The sequence below is a fragment of the Halalkalibacter akibai JCM 9157 genome (assembly GCF_000513135.1).
In the GTDB taxonomy this organism is placed as follows: Bacteria; Bacillota; Bacilli; order Bacillales; family Bacillaceae_D; genus Halalkalibacter; species Halalkalibacter akibai.
This window is the reverse complement of record NZ_BAUV01000028.1, coordinates 1-15,755: the sequence shown is the minus strand read 5'-3', so window position 1 is coordinate 15,755 and position 15,755 is coordinate 1. Positions and strand designations below refer to the sequence as shown.

Sequence of the window (15,755 nt, the reverse complement as noted above, 5' to 3'; positions counted from 1 at the left end):
TCCTCTCCACTACTTGATCGTAATTTTCGGGTGGATATAGTAATACTCAATCGGATGGGCTGAGAACTCATCTACGTTTTTATTTATTCCGAAAATCGTTTCAGGATGTACAACAAATGACTGAGGAACATCGTCTTGAATGATCGTTTGTGCCTCGAAAGCTAATTCAATCCGTTCATCTGGATCCGATGTTCGATTTAATTGGTCAATCACGCCCTCAAGTGACTTCGATATATAGTTACTAACATTTGAAGAGCTGTTCTCACGGTAAAAGATATTTAAGAAATACTGCGGATCTCCCGTATGTGCCGTTAGCATGCTGTACATAGAGAGATCCCAATCCTCTTGTGCTAACGCATCATCTATACTCTCCACTTGACGAATATTAACTTTGATACCTTCTTGTGCTAATTCTGCTTGAATGATTTCTGCCATCACAGAAAGCTCTGGTCTTTGCGGGAATGTTAACATTGTTACTTCAAAAATTCGGTCTTCCTTTTCCCAAATACCTTGTTCATTTTTCTCCCAGTCGTTCTGAATCATAATGGTTTCAACTGATTGGATAGACGCAGGATCAGCTATTTTCCCAAAAGGCAGGACATCTGAAAAAGCACTATTAGCTACAGTGCCATAGCCATTCATAATTGAATCAACCATATCCGTTCGTGGAATCGCTTGGTCAATCATTTTTCTGTACTCAACTTTCTCAAGTAGAGGAGAATTCATGTTATAAAGGACAAGATGAGTTCTTAATGAAGGAGCTGTTACGATTTCCAACTGTGAACTTTGCTCAATTAACGAAATCCCATCTACCGGGATATCAATGGCAATATCTGCATCTCCTGATTGAAGAGACATTAACCTTGTGTTTCCATCAGAAATAAAGTTGAAAGTTACCTCAGTTAGTAAAGCCTTCTCTCCCCAATAGTTATCAAACCGTTCTACGGTTAACGACTCATCTTTAATAAATGATTTAAAAGAAAAAGCCCCTGTAAGAGCGGGATACGCATCCTTGTCATCAATAGTCTTGACATCAACAATAATAAAAGAAGGATCAGCTAAATGGGAGATTAACGCTGAATTACTCTGAACTGTTGTCATTTTCAACTTGTGTTCATCTAGTACTTCGATCGTGTCAATTAATAATAAATCATTTGCACGTGGATTGAGCTCGATTGATCGTTCAAGTGAAATCTTTACAGCTTCTGCATCGAGCTTCGTGGCATTATGAAACAAAACATTTTCTTGAATTGTAAAGAGCCAAGTATTCTCATCCTCTTGTTCCCAACTTTTAGCAAGCCAAGAAACTGGTTGCAACATATCATCTAATTTAATTAACGTCTCCCCTGCACCAGAACGCATCACATCCCAACTATTCCGACCTGACTGATGAGGATCAAGCCCAGGCGGACTCCACGGGAATGCCACCGTCAACGTTTCTTTTGCTCCTTCTTGATGTGATGCATCTGATATCCCGCATGCTGTCAGTAAAAAAAGAGAAATAAGAAACATGACTAAAAAATTTTTCTGTGTTTTTTTCATCTGCAACCTCCAAAATTTCTGTTCTTTATGTATGACCCCAACTATTCCTGTATAAGAGGTCAAAGACATCTCTCCTTTTTTCCCAATTAGATGTTTCTAAGATTGGTTGATCTGGATAGTCTTTCGTGTAACCAATACTTAGGAGCGCAATTGGATCGATATAAGGAGGAATCTCCAAGATGTCACGAATATCCTGCTTTTTATAAAAACTAACCCAGCCAAGTGCTAGACCTTCGGCACAAGCCGCTAACCACATGTTTTGAATCGCACATGCAGTTGATAGAGCATCCGTTTCTGGGATTGAATTTCTTCCTAATACATGAGAACCTCCTCTTGTCGGATCACAAGTCACGCAAATCGTGTAAGGGGCTTCTTTTATTCCTTCAATTTTCAATTGTAAAAAGTGCTGTTTTTTATCCGCCTCATTTTCATAATGAATGGCAAGCGCTCTTTTTTCCTTATCTGCAGCCCAAGCTAAACGTTCTTTAATTTCGATTGAATCAATCACAATAAAATTCCAAGGTTGCATAAATCCCACTGATGGCGCATGGTGAGCTGCTTGAAGAATATTTTGAAGCGCTTGATCTGGAACCAAATTTGGTAAAAAAGGTTCGAATATCTCGCCTTTTGTATAAAACTTTGTAAAAAGCATCTTTCTCTTCTTGTGAAAACATCGTTATTCCTCCAAACATCTAGCAAGGCTCGATCGACATAGCTGTGTTCTCTACTAAAATTGATTCTTGCTGTTTAGTACCTTAGCTTAACGTTAAAGCCAAAAGGTTTTCTCTTCAAAAGAAGTACGTTTTTTCACCTTAGTTCCTTCTGTCTCTGATAGGTCTGGATAACCTAAAAAGATCGTTCCGACCATCTTTTTTCCTTCAGGAGAACCGATAAACTCATGGGAACGCTGATCATGTACAAGGCCGACCCCTCTTGTTCTCCAAACAAAGCCAAGCTCCAACTCACGAGCCGCTAGCCACATCGAATGAATCGCGCAACAAACCGCATATTCATTATCTTTAGTATCAGCTTCATTTGAGACAATATCAGCTGTCACCATAATAATAACTGGCGTATTTTTAACAACCTCAATTGAACTATCAATAAGTTTTGGCTTTGTTGGGAAGCGCTCTTGTAAGAAGTCAAGAGCAACTTGTTCAAACCTTTTCTTTGCCTCTCCTTGAATCACGTAAAAGCTCCAAGGCTCTCGCAATCTGTCATTAGGTGCAAGAGTAGCTACACTTAATAACTGTTCAATTTTCTCTTTTTCTACTTCCCGAGGTTGATAATTTCGAATAGCTCTTCTAGAATGTAGTAACTCTATGACACTCATCTGCATTCTCTCCTTTTTCTTCAAACCAATTTAGCTTCTCTCTTAACTGCACAATGTTTCCAACAATAATCATCGCCGGATGCGTTATTTCTGCTTTCGCTACAATTCGCGCAATGGTTTCTAATGTTCCTGTAACGGTTTTCTGGTGATTGGTAGTCCCTTCCTGAATAACAGCAACTAAAGTGCTAGAGTCTTTCCCATTTTCAATCAGTTGCTGACAAATATGAGCTAAATTACGAGTTCCCATATAAAAAGCGATTGTGTCGCTTCCTTGTACAATGGCTTTCCAATTTACAGCATCTTCTCCATTACCGGCTCGTCCAGTTCCTGTAATCATTGTAAATGATGTACCAAAATCCCGGTGTGTAACTGGAATTCCAGCATAAGCAGGCGCAGCAATTCCAGAGGTGATACCAGGAACAATTTCATATGAAATCTGTGCCTTTGCTAACACCTCTGCTTCTTCTCCTCCCCTACCAAACACAAAAGGGTCGCCACCTTTTAATCTTGTCACAATTTTTCCCTGAAGAGCCTTTGTTACTAGTAAATGATTAATTTCTTCTTGAATAAGGATGTGGTTCCCAGGAGATTTTCCACAGTAAACAAGTTCTGCCTCTTTTTTTGCATGGTTTAGAAGCTCTTTGTTTACCAACCGATCATAAGCGATTACATCAGCTTTTTGAATACATTCGAGACCATAAACAGTTATTAACTTCGGATCTCCTGGTCCTGCACCAACAAGAAAAACCTTTCCTTTTTGAGTCATACTTTCACTCTCTCCGTTTTCTCAGATATACCTGCAGAAGTAAAATTAGCCATTTCACTTAGCATTAACGTAGCCGACCTCATAATAGGAAAAGCAATCGCAGCACCTGTGCCTTCTCCTAAGTGTAGTCCTAAATTTAAAATTGGTGTTTTCCCTAGAAGACTAATAGCAGTAGCATGTCCTGGCTCAGTAGAATGATGGGTAAGAATCATATAGTCAACAACATTGTTCACAATTAACTTAGCTATCAAAGCAGCTGTCGTACAAATAAATCCATCAACAAGAATTGGAACTCTCTTTTCCGCAGCTGCTAGCATAGCTCCTGCCATTCCAGCAATCTCCAAGCCTCCTATTTTAGCTAAAATATCAATAGGATCTTTTGAAGAAGGCTTTCTATTCGCGATCGCTTGCTTAATAACTCTTTCCTTATGAAGCAGTTGTTCAGATGAGATACCTGTTCCATATCCGATTAAACAATTGATATTTTTATTGCTAAGAACAGCTAATATAGCACTACTAGAAGTTGTATTCCCTATTCCCATTTCACCAAGAATTAATGATTCTGCTCCCTGGTTAATTATGTTCAGCCCTTCGGAATACCCTATGTGAATGGCTTGCTCTGCTTCTTCACGACTCATTGCATCTTCGTGGAGAAAATTCCCCGTTCCAAATCGTACTTTTTCACTAATTAGGTGATGATGCTCAATCTCTGTTGCTACACCGATATCAATAATTTTTAAGTCAGCTTCTATTTGCCTACTAAATACATTTATGGCCGCACCACCATTTAAAAAGTTTCTCACCATTTGCGCTGTGACAGCTTGCGGATAAGCAGATACCCCTTCAGCTACAATCCCGTGATCAGCTGCAAAAACGAGGATGCCAGCTGGTGTAATCGTAGGAAAAGGATTATTTTTCATTACAGCTAGTTCAATCGCTAACTCTTCTAAGCGCCCTAAACTACCACGCGGTTTTGTTAGACTATTTATATACTTATTTACTTTGTGTCTCATCTCTAGATTCAAAGCTGGAATGGATATCATTTCTTGTATCATCTTTCTATCCCTCCCTCAAGTTATAAACATTCTTTGCGTTGGCTGCATTTATCAATCCAATTTTCGACCATTTTTGCACATGAGGCAAAATGAAAATGCGTATATCCTGCTATCAAATTGTGGATCATATAGCCTTCTTGCTTTGTCCCGCGCATGCCCTTTGTTTCATATGCATATGGAACTTCTTCGTTACAATGAAAAGTAGAATAATGAAACTCATGACCTCTTGCTTTATCAATGTCACTAATAAGAAAGTTACCTCTCTGACCGGTAATTTCACGATACCCTAGAGCAGCAAGATTTTTCTGCATTTTAACGTGTCCAGGTATTAAACCAACCATCTGAAAAGCTGACTGATCAGTCGTTTCAATAGATTCTGTCAAATACATAAACCCTCCGCATTCTGCAAGCGTCGGCAAATCGTTTATAATGGCAGTAGAAATGGACTGCTTCACAACATTATTTTCGGAAAGTTGTTGGGCATATTCTTCAGGAAATCCACCGCCAAGATAGAGTCCGTCGACGTCTTCAGGAAGCGGCTCATTCGCCAGTGGTGAAAAGAATACAATTTCGGCCCCATATGACTGTAAGAGTTCTAAGTTCTCAGGGTAATAGAAATTAAAAGCTGCATCCTTTGCAACTGCAATTCGAACGAACTTGTCTTTCTTTTTCTCAAATATAGATTTTTCTGTATGACCAGCGGAAAGTGGTCTTGCATCCGATAACTCCAGAATCTGATCAAGATCAATTGTCTTGCTTACTAGGTCTCCTAATTGATCAAAAAAAGGATCAAGTTCTCCTCTTTCAATAGATGGGATTAATCCTAAATGTCTTTCGGGTATTTCAATATCAAGTTCTCGCTTCAAGTACCCGATAACGGGTACTTTGCATTCTTGTTCAATCGCTGTTTTAACAATCTTAAAATGGCCTTCGCTACCCACTCTGTTCGCAATTACACCCACTATGTTTGGTCCTTCTGCTAACAGTTGAAATCCTTTTACAATAGCTGCAGCACTTCTTGCCATACTTGCACAGTTTACAACTAAAATAACAGGACTTTCTGTAATCATGCTTATATCCGCCGTACTACCTTCATTATTTTTAGGGTTCTTCCCATCAAAAAAGCCCATGACGCCTTCAATAATTGATACATCCGCACCTTTACTGCCACGTTTGAAAATATCCAATACCGTTTCTTTTTCCAGCATCCAACTATCTAAATTTCTCGAAACGCGACCCGTTACAGCTGTATGATAACTCGGGTCAATATAATCCGGTCCACATTTGAAACCTTGTACAGATAACCCTCTTTTTTGCAGGGCTGACATTAATCCAATAGTCAAAGTCGTCTTGCCTACACCACTGCCTGTACCAGCGATGACGATTCTTCGCTCTGTCATTTACATCCCCTCCTATTAATAAGGAATTACAGCAACCGATATCGTTACGTTTCCTGACTTTTTCTTTACAAGTGACAACGTATTTGCCCCACTGTACAATTTAGCAGCTGGTTCACTAACTCCATAAGCTCCCGTGAATTTAAAGACGGTCTCGGAAGGATCCTCAATTAGCGTCCGATTTAATTCCTCTGCCGAATAACAAATAAACTCCCAATTGTTCTTATCGGTGATGGATAACAGCCCTTCTTCATTTTTTTTCAAATCAATTGAGCAGATAGCCTTTACGCTCTTTATCGAAAATTGCAACTCCTCAAGTGTAGTTTGAATCACTTTATTAATCTCTTCTTCTGATGTCCCTCTATTACAGCCGATCCCAAGTACAATAACCTTTGGACGATAAAGCACACCGTTGTTAAGAATTGGTTGTTCCTCTTGTTTTAACTTACGGTGAGTGACAACAAGTGCAGCATTCGGCTTAGCCTCAAGAGCGTCCTCAATGGTTGAATACATCTTAATCGTATGAGGAAGTGGATGGTCGTATTGCCACCAGTCTCTCTCTCCTGATTCTTGTATAATAGCAACTTGTTCTTCATTCACAACAGAGGCACTCACAGGAGTTAGCTTGTCAGCAGATTCCCACGTCCAACCGAATCGACTGCCAAATAAATCGACTGCAATTGTTTTTTGAACATCCGACGCCGTCGTTATAACTGGTGCTGCTCCAAGTAATTCAGCGACTTCCCTTGTTAACTCATTTGCACCACCCAAATGCCCAGACAATACGCTTATGACATGTTGCCCTTTATCATCAATCACGACAACGGCTGGATCTGTTTTTTTATCTTTTAACAAAGGAGCAATCATCCTGACAACTGCTCCTAAAGAAACAATCATGATAATACCTTTATATGTTCGGAAAAGAGAGGGCAACAAAAGACGAACATTGCCTTCGAATAAGGAAATATTCCTTCTTTGTTCATCTCCTCTTTCAAATTTACTCATATAAAACAAGTCTGTTTGAGAAAACTGATTATGTAGATGACGAGCTAATTCAACACCGTGTTTTGTGATGGCCACGATTGCATATGTTCCAGTCTGTTCTAGACTAACTTGTTTGCCTTCCTCTAAAACAAGTGTCATTGTTTCACTCCCTTCCGAAAGCCATGTGTGAATTCTTTATCATACAGTTTTGATTTAAAATCCTTAGAATGAATATCTGGATCTAGTGCCCAACCAGCTAAAATCATCGCTTGTTTTCTAATGCCATTCACGCGCATATCTTCATCTAGTTTTTCAAGCGTTGAACGGACAATTTTTTGATCTGGCCAAGTCGCTTTATATACGACCCCTACTGGTGTATCTTTACTCCACCCTGCTACTAGAAACTCTTTGACAATTTTCTTCGTCAGCGTTGCACTCAAAAACAAAGCAACCGTGCAATTGTGTTTTGCTAAATCTCTTAGTTTCTCTGTTTCTGGAACTGGCGTGCGCCCTTCAGCTCGCGTTAAAATTACCGTTTGAGTTAAATCTGGAATCGTTAATTCAGCTCCCAATGCGGCAGCTGAAGCAAAAACAGAACTAACTCCTGGAATAATCTCTACATGAACGTCCTGTTTATTTAAAAGAGAAATTTGTTCCATGATCGCGCCATACACTGCCGGGTCCCCTGTATGAACACGAGCGACCTTTTTACCTTCTTGCACACGCTCAACCATAACCTGAACCATTTCTTCAAGATGCATTCCAGCTGTTTTAATCACTTCTGCTTCCGGCTTTGCTCGCTCAATCAGTTCCGCACTTACAAGGGAATCAGCATACAAAACCACATCGGCTTCTTCTAGCTTCTTCAAACCTTTTACCGTAATTAAATCTGGATCGCCAGGACCCGCCCCAATAATTGTGATTTCCATTATTTTCTCACCACCATTAATGTTAAGTATTCTAGTTCGGCTCTTTCTAGTTCATCAACCTGCCAAATGACTTCCTCATCAGATGTGACTTTCGTAACAACAGATGCCTTGTCCAATAAATCAAGCTCACGTAACACGCTAAGCATAAGATCGATCACTTTTGCCACTTTTATAAACACAACACAATCATGTTCAACAATCGCTTTTTTCATCGCTTCATAGTCATCTCTTGCTGGAATAATTGCGACATGATCATCCCCTTCAGCAAGCGCAATGCCAAGTCTAGAAGCTGCCCCGTTAATAGATGAGATCCCTGGTACAGTCTGAATCGACACCTCTGGATGTCGTTCTTTTACTAAATTCATCATATGGATAAACGTACTGTATAAAAGGGGATCTCCTTCTGTTACAAACGCAACATCTTTTCCAATTTTCAGATGCTCCCAAACCTGGTCTACTGTATTTGACCATTCCCGTTGTAAAATAACTGGATCCTTTGTCATTGGGAACACAAGACCTAACATTTCTTTTTCCCCTGGGGTTATGTATACATCAATAATACGGTGCGCGTAACTTTTGCTCCCTTTCCTCTTTTTAGGGTAGGCAATTACATCTGCTTCCTTCAATTTCCTAAAAGCTTTAATCGTCAGAAGTTCTGGATCTCCCGGACCAACTCCTAATCCATACAGTGTTCCTATCATTTTGAAGCCCCTTCCCTATGTTTAGCGGTAATGATATAAATTGGATTCAACGCATCGAATCTTGTTAAATTTAAGATCGGTTTGCTTCTTGAAATTTGCGCAAGTGTAATCGTTGGTTCAAACCCATTTTGTTTAAAAGCCTCAACGGCTTGCATTAAATTTTCGATTGTAACAGCATTTAAGACAATTCTTCCGCCTTTTTTCAACCGGGTGCAGCAAGTCGTTAAAATATCTTCCATTCTTCCGGCTGTTCCCCCAATGAAAATAGCATCGGGATCTGGAAACGTGTCTAGCTTTTCTGGCGCCTTTCCTTGAATGGCCGTGAAATCGGTTCGAAATTTAACCTGATTTAACATACAGTTTTCAAGGTCATGTTCATTTTTTTCAATTGCAAACACACTGCCTTCTTTTGCAATTAGACTAGCCTCTATCGCAACTGAACCCGTACACGTTCCAATATCCCAAACCGTACTGTTTTCTTTTAAATTCAAAGCCATTAAACTAAGGGTCCGAATTTCCTTTTTCGTCAGTAACCCTTTTTCTGGCTTTCTTTGATGAAATTCTTCATCCTCTATACCCATCCCCCAAGTTTTCACTTCTTTCACTTTTTGAAGAATGACAACATTTAGTGAAGAGAACTCCATTGCTTCGATTTTTTCAAAATCATAGAAACCATAACGCTCATTTTCTCCACCAAGATTTTCAGCAACGAACATTCGATATTCATTAATTCCAAACGAACGTAAATAGCGAGCTATTTTTACCGGACTGTTCTCTTCATCTGTTAGTAACGCTATTTTTTCCCGTCCGTTTATTCTTTGGATTAGTCCTTTGATGCTTCTGCCATGAACACTCGTTATATAAGCGTCCTGCCACCGTTCATTCATCCGGGCAAAAGCTAGTTGGATCGAGCTTAAATAAGGATATATTTCAACCCTGAATTTTTTAGCTAGAAAGCTGCCAATTCCGTAAAACAAAGGGTCTCCAGATGCCAAGATGACTATTTTTTTCGTTTCCTGACTTAAATCATTTACGAGATTCGTTAAACCACCCTTGATAACTCTTTTTTCTCCTGAATAATCAGGAAAGAAAGCCAGCTGTCTTTCTCCCCCTACTAAAATCTCACTCTCATAAATCCACTTTTCATAGATTGGTAATAGGCTTCGTTTCCCGTCATCACCTATTCCAATGACTTTCATTTTATGTTCTGCCATCTTTTCCTGCCTTTCCAAGAAACACACCCTTCATCGAGTACAAAGTTGTTTCAATTGAAATTCCTCCGCCCACTTCCTTTAATCCTGCTGCACAACAATAGTCGCAAAGAATGGAGAAAAATGTTTCATACCCATGTTCCAACATTAAATCACCAACTTGTGAAGCCGTATTAGCCCCACTTACCGCTTCAAGTAACGTCTGATCTGTTACACCCGCATCACGTGCAACGTTCTCTAAGAAGTTAAAGTCAACAGGTGCACTTTTAGAATGGACCATCATTACACCTTGTGCCACTTTTGAAAATTTCCCCATCATGCCAACAAGTGATACTTTCTCGATACCTTGCTTCTTGCATTGCTTCAAGGTAAAACCAACAAAATCTCCCATCTCAATAAATGCTTCTTCAGGAAGTTCTGGATATTGCTGAATGCCATATTTCTCACTACGCCCACCAGTCGATATGACAACATGGCGACAGCCACTTGCCCGTGCAACACTAATCGCTTGAACAATGCTTGCCATATAAGCGGAACTTGAAAAGGGAATCACCGTTCCTCTAGTACCTAATATCGAAATGCCACCAATAATGCCAAGACGCTTATTTAACGTTTTCTCAGCCATTTTTTCGCCTTCAGGAACCGAAATGACAATCGAAATTCCTCTCTCAATTCCAAAAGAAAGAAGAACTTCTTCTGCTGTTTCACAGATCATTTTCCTCGGAATTGGATTTATGGCCGCTTGTCCAACTGGTACAGGAAGACCTTCCTTTGTCACTCGACCAACACCAATCCCACCATCTAAGTGGATTCCAGGTTCAGAAGACCAGCTTACTTTCGCTATAATTAACGCACCATGTGTGGCATCAGGATCATCTCCCGCATCTTTGATCGTCCCAACTTCAGCATAATCAGGACCGAAATCACAGTTTTCCATTTCAAAGGTTGCGAACCTTCCAACAGGTAAATAGATCGTTGCCTGCAATTGCTTTTCTTGTGTAATAAGAGCAGTTAGTGCTGCTTTCGTTGTAGCTGTTGCACAAGCGCCCGTCGTATAGCCCGAGCGCATCTCTTTTTTATCCTTCTTCTTAGCTTTCGCTTCCATTTTTACGCCTTTTCAGCTAAAAGGGAGATTGCATTTAAAGCCGCAACCGTAACCGTACTACCGCCTTTTCTGCCGACATTTGTAATAAACGGTATGTCGAGCTTTGCTAATTCTTCTTTTGATTCAGGTGCCGATACAAAGCCCACCGGCAAACCAATTACTAAACTCGGCTTAGCATAGCCTTCTTTAATTAAACGAATTAACTCAAGCAAAGCGGTTGGCGCATTCCCAATCGCAAAAATACCGCCTTCAAACTGTTGAATCGCTTTTCTAACAGATATAATCGCTCGAGTGGTGTTTAATCGTTTCGCTTCTTCCATCACATCAGGGTCGGAAATATACACATTTACACTTCCACCATGCTTTTCGATTCTTCCTTTACTCACGCCACTTACAATCATTTGTACGTCCGCATACACTTGTTCACCATTTCGTATCGCTTCAATTCCTGCTTGAATCGCTTTTTCATGAATTAACATGCTATGACCTAGTTCAAAATCTGCCGATGCATGGACGACTCGCTGCACGACTTTATATTGTTCCTCCGTAAAAGAATGCTCTCCAAACTCCTCATCAATCATTTGGAAACTCATTCCCTCAATTTCTTGTGGTTGTACCGTTAAAGGTTTAAAATCTGTTAAAAAATCCATATTTAATAACCTCCAGTCGTATTCGTTTCTTTTTGTAATAACTCGTTAACGCATTTTAAAATATCAGTGAAACTAGAAAACTGATTCTCATATTGAATTTTAGGTCTCTTAATGATAATCGTCTCTATTCCAAGTTCTCTCGCTGCCTCTATCTTTTCATCTACGGATCCAACTTTGCCGCTTTCCTTTGTAATCATCGTTGTCACTCCGTACTGACGATAAAGAGCGTGGTTGAACTCTTTTGTAAAAGGACCTTGGATCGCAATTATGTCTTTTTGTGGAAATCCTAATTGTTCACATTTTTCCATGTTATCCTTTCTAGGTAGCATACGAGCAATCACTCTTATATCAGGTTGATTGAGAAGTTTCTCTGTAAAAACTTGAAGTGTTTTGCTTCCAGTAGTAAGCAAAATCACACCTTTTTTCTCAAAAGCTCGTTCAGCAGCTTCTTTGTATGATTCAACCATCGTTACGCCTATTTGTTCATGAGTTTGTGATTCACGCTCATAACGTATATAAGGCACACCTGCTTCTTTTGCTGCAGTTAAAGCATTTAAACTAGCTTCTTCAGCAAAAGGATGACTCGCATCTACTACAGCTCGAAAGCCTTGCTCTTGTATCAATTGTTTAAAATCTTCACTCGTTAACCGCCCTACTAAGACATCAAGTCCTGCCTTACGCAATTCAATCGCAGCATTGTCTGTAACAACCGTTGTCAAAAGCTTTTGTCCGGCATCGGACAGCATACTCGCTAATTGTCTAGCATCACTTGTTCCAGCTAAAAAAAGAATCATAGCTTCTGAGCCTCATGCTCGTGCTCGTGATGATGGTGATGACCGTGATCGTGGTCATGATCATGATGATGGTGGTGGTCAATATGTTCCATTGCAGCAATACGATATTGACATGTATCACAATTCATTTTGACATCGCCTTGAAGCGCTTCTTCAATTCTGTCTTTAATAATGGTTTTTAAGCGCTTGTGGAACCCGAAGTAACCAGCTAGCTTAAATTCCACACCTAGGTATTCTAGTTCAAAGTCACTTATCAAGCCTTCTAATCGCTTAATTAAAATTCCAGTAAATAAAAAGTATGGCAAAACAACTATTTTCTTGGCTCCTAGCTTGATACAGCGCTCTACTCCTTCTTTTATTAGAGGATCAGTTACTCCCATAAAAGCAGGTTCAACTAATTTGTAATTGGTTTTTTCCCAGAGGAGGCGATTTATCTTATAAAGATCACTGTTTGCATCCGGGTCACTACCACCCCGACCTAATAAAAGAACAGCTGTATCCTCTTTTGGTTCAGCTAGATTTTCTCCCACTTCCTCTAAACGACTTTTACAAATTTCAATCGCTTCCTCGTGAATGCCAAATGGTCTGCCGTACGTAAATTTGACAAGAGGATATTGCTTTTTCGCTTCATCAATCGCTGCTGGGATATGGATTTTTGAATGTCCCGCCGCGAGTAACATAAGGGGAATCACGTAAACACTTGCTGCTCCCTTTTCGACACAAGCTTGAATTCCTTGTTCAATTGTCGGCTTTTCAAACTCTAAAAAACATGTCTCAACTAGTAGGGTTGAATCTAGTTGACTCGTTAATTCTTCGATCATTTGTCTGACCTGTTCATTTCCTTCAGGATCTCTACTACCGTGTCCAACGAGTAAAATAGCTTTCATGTTCATAACCCCTATCTTTTTTTAGTCTCCACAAGGAGCTGGTTCAATCTCAATTTTTGGTGTCATATCTTGGTATGTATAGCCTTGAATGTTTCCTACACGTTTAAAATACTTAAAGAAGCGTTCGTTTGGATGACCTTTTTCTTTGTACTCCTGGATGATGGTTTCAACAACATCGACAATGTTGTCAGGTTCAATTCCTTCTGCCACAGGCTGACCCGCATGAGCTGTTCGACCAACAGTTTTGGCCCCTAAAAATAAATCAAATTTCCCTTTTCGGAAAATAATTCCGATATCATCATTAACGGCTCCGTAACAAGCCATGCCACACCCGTTAAATCCAACCTTTAATTCTTTCGGGAGTGGAAGGCCACTTAATTTTTGATGCAACTCTTCTGCATGCGGGATTGAATCTTTCTTCTCCCCTTCACAAAAATCACACGCTTTTAATTGAAAGACATCTCCTAAAGGTTCCAGAATAAAGCCTGCCTCTTCTAATTTTTCAGTAATATCATCCGGATTTGCCGTTGGAATTCGCAAATGTATTTGGTGATGAGGCGTATATTCCATTTTCCCATCATTTCCGACCACCTCGGCCAAAGTAAGCATTTGTTTAGCTGTAAACTGCTTATTAACAATTCCTGGACTTACTGCTAATTCAAACACCGAGACAACTGGATGATGTACGGTTTTTATTACTTTCTTATCACTAGAAGCAGTACCCTCTTTCACTTTACTTAGCGCCTCTAAAGCTAGTTCAAGTGAGCCAGTTTTAATTGGATTTATTGTTGTTGCAGCGGTTTCTGCTTTCTGCAAATGCAAATCGTTTTTCCCTTGATGTAACGCCCAAGGCTCATTCTCATGACGTAACCGCTCATGTGGCCTTAATCGTTGTTTTTCAGTATGTAATGTGTATTTTCTTTGATAGCCTCGCGGCGTAATCATTTTGTTATCATAAAGAAATGTAGATGAATTTCCGATCACAACGGTTGTCAGCATGCCAATATCATGATTCAGCATATTTTCAAGATCGGTTATCACAATATGCTGACGATCTCGGTAAGCACTTTTCACCAAGCCTACAGGCGTTTGCGGTGAACGATATTCAAGTAAAATTCTCTGAGCCTCTTGAATTTGCCTCGTTCTCCGGCCACTTTTTGGGTTATACAAACTAATTACAAAATCAGCTTGTGCAGCTGCATCAATTCGTTTTTCAATAAGAGCCCAAGGTGTTAGATGGTCGCTTAAACTAATCGTACACGCATCATGCATGATCGGTGCTCCGAGTAAAGAAGCGCAGGAGTTGCTAGCAGAAACACCTGGAATTACTTCAACGCTTACTCCTGTGTTCTCTGTCCATCCTTTTTCAATTAAAACCTCGTAAACTAGTCCTGCCATTCCGTATACTCCGGCGTCTCCGCTTGAAATCACAGCAACCGTTTTTCCTTGTTCTGCTAGTTTTACCGCTGCCTGAGCACGGCTTACTTCTTCAGACATTCCCGTACTAATAATTTCTTGATTCGTTAATAAACCTTGAATTAAGTCAACGTATGTTTTATACCCAATGATGCATTCACTTTCTTGTATGGCCGTTTGTGCCCTGTTCGTCATATGTTCAAAACTTCCGGGACCAAAGCCTATGACAAGTATTTTCCCAAGCATCTTACTCGCCTCCTTACAGGTTAGAAATCTAAACGTTTGTTTTTTGCTTTTTCGTAACTCCTTCAATTCTGCTTGACTCATTGACTGCAGTGATTTCATCGTCTACGAAGTCATATATTAAGGCTTCTTCTAATTGGATGGTTCGATCAACGTGATGTTGTATAATGGCACGCCCAACTTCGGTAGACGTTGCTGAATACCACTTTCCTTCTGGATACACAATGACGACACAAGCATCTTTGCAGCGACCATTGCAACGAGTACGTGATGTATGAATTTGGTGATCTAGTTCAAGATTTGCAATCTCATCTCTAATTGCTAACGTTATTTCCTCTCCTTCCTTACGCATACAGCTAGAACCATTACAAATTAATACATGCTTTTGGGTACCCGTTAAATTCCAAGTTGTCATGTTCATCAACCTCCAAATTAATATTTTCACAAAAAATGCTATAACTAAAGAAAGATACAAAAACACCTCTATCAAAGATAGAGGTGCATTAAACGGCATACGAATAGTAAGCTCATCTATTACACTTCTCTACCTATGACCCGTAGGTATTGAAGACGAAACAAGGCAGGTCTCCTGACTTAGGTTCATCATCTCATTGTGTCTTCCCGAATTCTCAGTGACTTTATACAATGAAATTCCCCATTACAGTGGCGGGACCGTGACGGATTTGCACCGTTCTTCCCTTTTAAGCATAACGAGTAGTTATGCACCTTGTATCAAAACGAT

Annotated in this window: 15 protein-coding genes, 1 pseudogene and 1 riboswitch; all 16 genes and pseudogenes read right to left on the bottom strand. The window is 39.9% G+C overall.

The genetic code is table 11. From position 1 onward, the window contains the following. Positions 1–9: 9 nt before the first annotated feature. The 16 genes and pseudogenes from JCM9157_RS14710 to JCM9157_RS14635 all read right to left on the bottom strand — a co-directional run bounded on the left by JCM9157_RS14710 (position 10) and on the right by JCM9157_RS14635 (position 15,428). The gene (locus JCM9157_RS14710; RefSeq protein ID WP_035665815.1) at positions 10–1,542 is read right to left on the bottom strand and encodes an ABC transporter substrate-binding protein; all 1,533 of its coding nucleotides are present in this window, start codon (positions 1,540–1,542) and stop codon (positions 10–12) included. Positions 1,543–1,567: 25 nt separating this feature from the next. Beyond that, positions 1,568–2,216 (bottom strand): annotated as a pseudogene (gene bluB / locus JCM9157_RS14705) (5,6-dimethylbenzimidazole synthase). A gap of 92 nt (positions 2,217–2,308) precedes the next feature. Then, positions 2,309–2,875 (bottom strand): nitroreductase family protein, encoded by a 567-nt coding sequence (locus tag JCM9157_RS14700; RefSeq protein WP_035665814.1) that lies wholly within the window; start codon positions 2,873–2,875, stop codon positions 2,309–2,311. After that, positions 2,847–3,641: a uroporphyrinogen-III C-methyltransferase gene (gene cobA / locus JCM9157_RS14695; RefSeq protein WP_035665813.1), complete on the bottom strand. Its 795-nt coding sequence runs from the start codon at positions 3,639–3,641 to the stop codon at positions 2,847–2,849. Before cobA ends, JCM9157_RS14700 begins: the two co-directional genes overlap by 29 nt. Next, complete coding sequence (cobT, locus tag JCM9157_RS14690) at positions 3,638–4,696, bottom strand: nicotinate-nucleotide--dimethylbenzimidazole phosphoribosyltransferase (RefSeq protein ID WP_035665812.1); 1,059 nt, start codon at positions 4,694–4,696, stop codon at positions 3,638–3,640. Before cobT ends, cobA begins: the two co-directional genes overlap by 4 nt. 20 nt (positions 4,697–4,716) lie before the next feature. Further along, on the bottom strand, positions 4,717–6,096 hold the full coding sequence (locus JCM9157_RS14685; protein WP_035665810.1) for a cobyrinic acid a,c-diamide synthase CobB: 1,380 nt from the start codon (positions 6,094–6,096) through the stop codon (positions 4,717–4,719). Positions 6,097–6,111: 15 nt separating this feature from the next. After that, positions 6,112–7,236, bottom strand: coding sequence for a cobalt-precorrin 5A hydrolase (locus tag JCM9157_RS14680; RefSeq protein ID WP_052013171.1), 1,125 nt, complete (start codon positions 7,234–7,236; stop codon positions 6,112–6,114). After that, the gene (gene cobM, locus JCM9157_RS14675) at positions 7,233–8,006 is read right to left on the bottom strand and encodes a precorrin-4 C(11)-methyltransferase (protein WP_035665809.1); all 774 of its coding nucleotides are present in this window, start codon (positions 8,004–8,006) and stop codon (positions 7,233–7,235) included. Before cobM ends, JCM9157_RS14680 begins: the two co-directional genes overlap by 4 nt. Next, positions 8,006–8,707, bottom strand: a complete 702-nt coding sequence (cobI, locus tag JCM9157_RS14670) for a precorrin-2 C(20)-methyltransferase (protein ID WP_035665806.1) — start codon at positions 8,705–8,707, stop codon at positions 8,006–8,008. The genes cobM and cobI overlap by 1 nt, the downstream gene beginning before the upstream one ends. Further along, positions 8,704–9,921: a precorrin-6y C5,15-methyltransferase (decarboxylating) subunit CbiE gene (cbiE, locus tag JCM9157_RS14665; protein WP_235715018.1), complete on the bottom strand. Its 1,218-nt coding sequence runs from the start codon at positions 9,919–9,921 to the stop codon at positions 8,704–8,706. The genes cobI and cbiE overlap by 4 nt, the downstream gene beginning before the upstream one ends. Continuing rightward, entirely contained in the window at positions 9,908–11,023 is a 1,116-nt protein-coding gene (locus JCM9157_RS14660) for a cobalt-precorrin-5B (C(1))-methyltransferase (protein ID WP_035665803.1), read from the bottom strand. Before JCM9157_RS14660 ends, cbiE begins: the two co-directional genes overlap by 14 nt. Before the next feature lie 2 nt (positions 11,024–11,025). Continuing rightward, positions 11,026–11,673 (bottom strand): precorrin-8X methylmutase, encoded by a 648-nt coding sequence (locus tag JCM9157_RS14655; protein ID WP_035665801.1) that lies wholly within the window; start codon positions 11,671–11,673, stop codon positions 11,026–11,028. Positions 11,674–11,675: 2 nt separating this feature from the next. Continuing rightward, on the bottom strand, positions 11,676–12,467 hold the full coding sequence (gene cobK, locus JCM9157_RS14650; protein WP_035665799.1) for a precorrin-6A reductase: 792 nt from the start codon (positions 12,465–12,467) through the stop codon (positions 11,676–11,678). Next, entirely contained in the window at positions 12,464–13,354 is an 891-nt protein-coding gene (locus JCM9157_RS14645; protein WP_035665796.1) for a sirohydrochlorin chelatase, read from the bottom strand. Before JCM9157_RS14645 ends, cobK begins: the two co-directional genes overlap by 4 nt. Before the next feature lie 21 nt (positions 13,355–13,375). Beyond that, a complete protein-coding gene (cobJ, locus tag JCM9157_RS14640) occupies positions 13,376–15,016 on the bottom strand; it encodes a precorrin-3B C(17)-methyltransferase (RefSeq protein ID WP_035665794.1) in 1,641 nt (546 codons plus the stop codon). 28 nt (positions 15,017–15,044) lie between these two features. After that, on the bottom strand, positions 15,045–15,428 hold the full coding sequence (locus tag JCM9157_RS14635; RefSeq protein WP_035665792.1) for a (2Fe-2S) ferredoxin domain-containing protein: 384 nt from the start codon (positions 15,426–15,428) through the stop codon (positions 15,045–15,047). Positions 15,429–15,575: 147 nt separating this feature from the next. Then, positions 15,576–15,755: riboswitch (cobalamin riboswitch) on the bottom strand.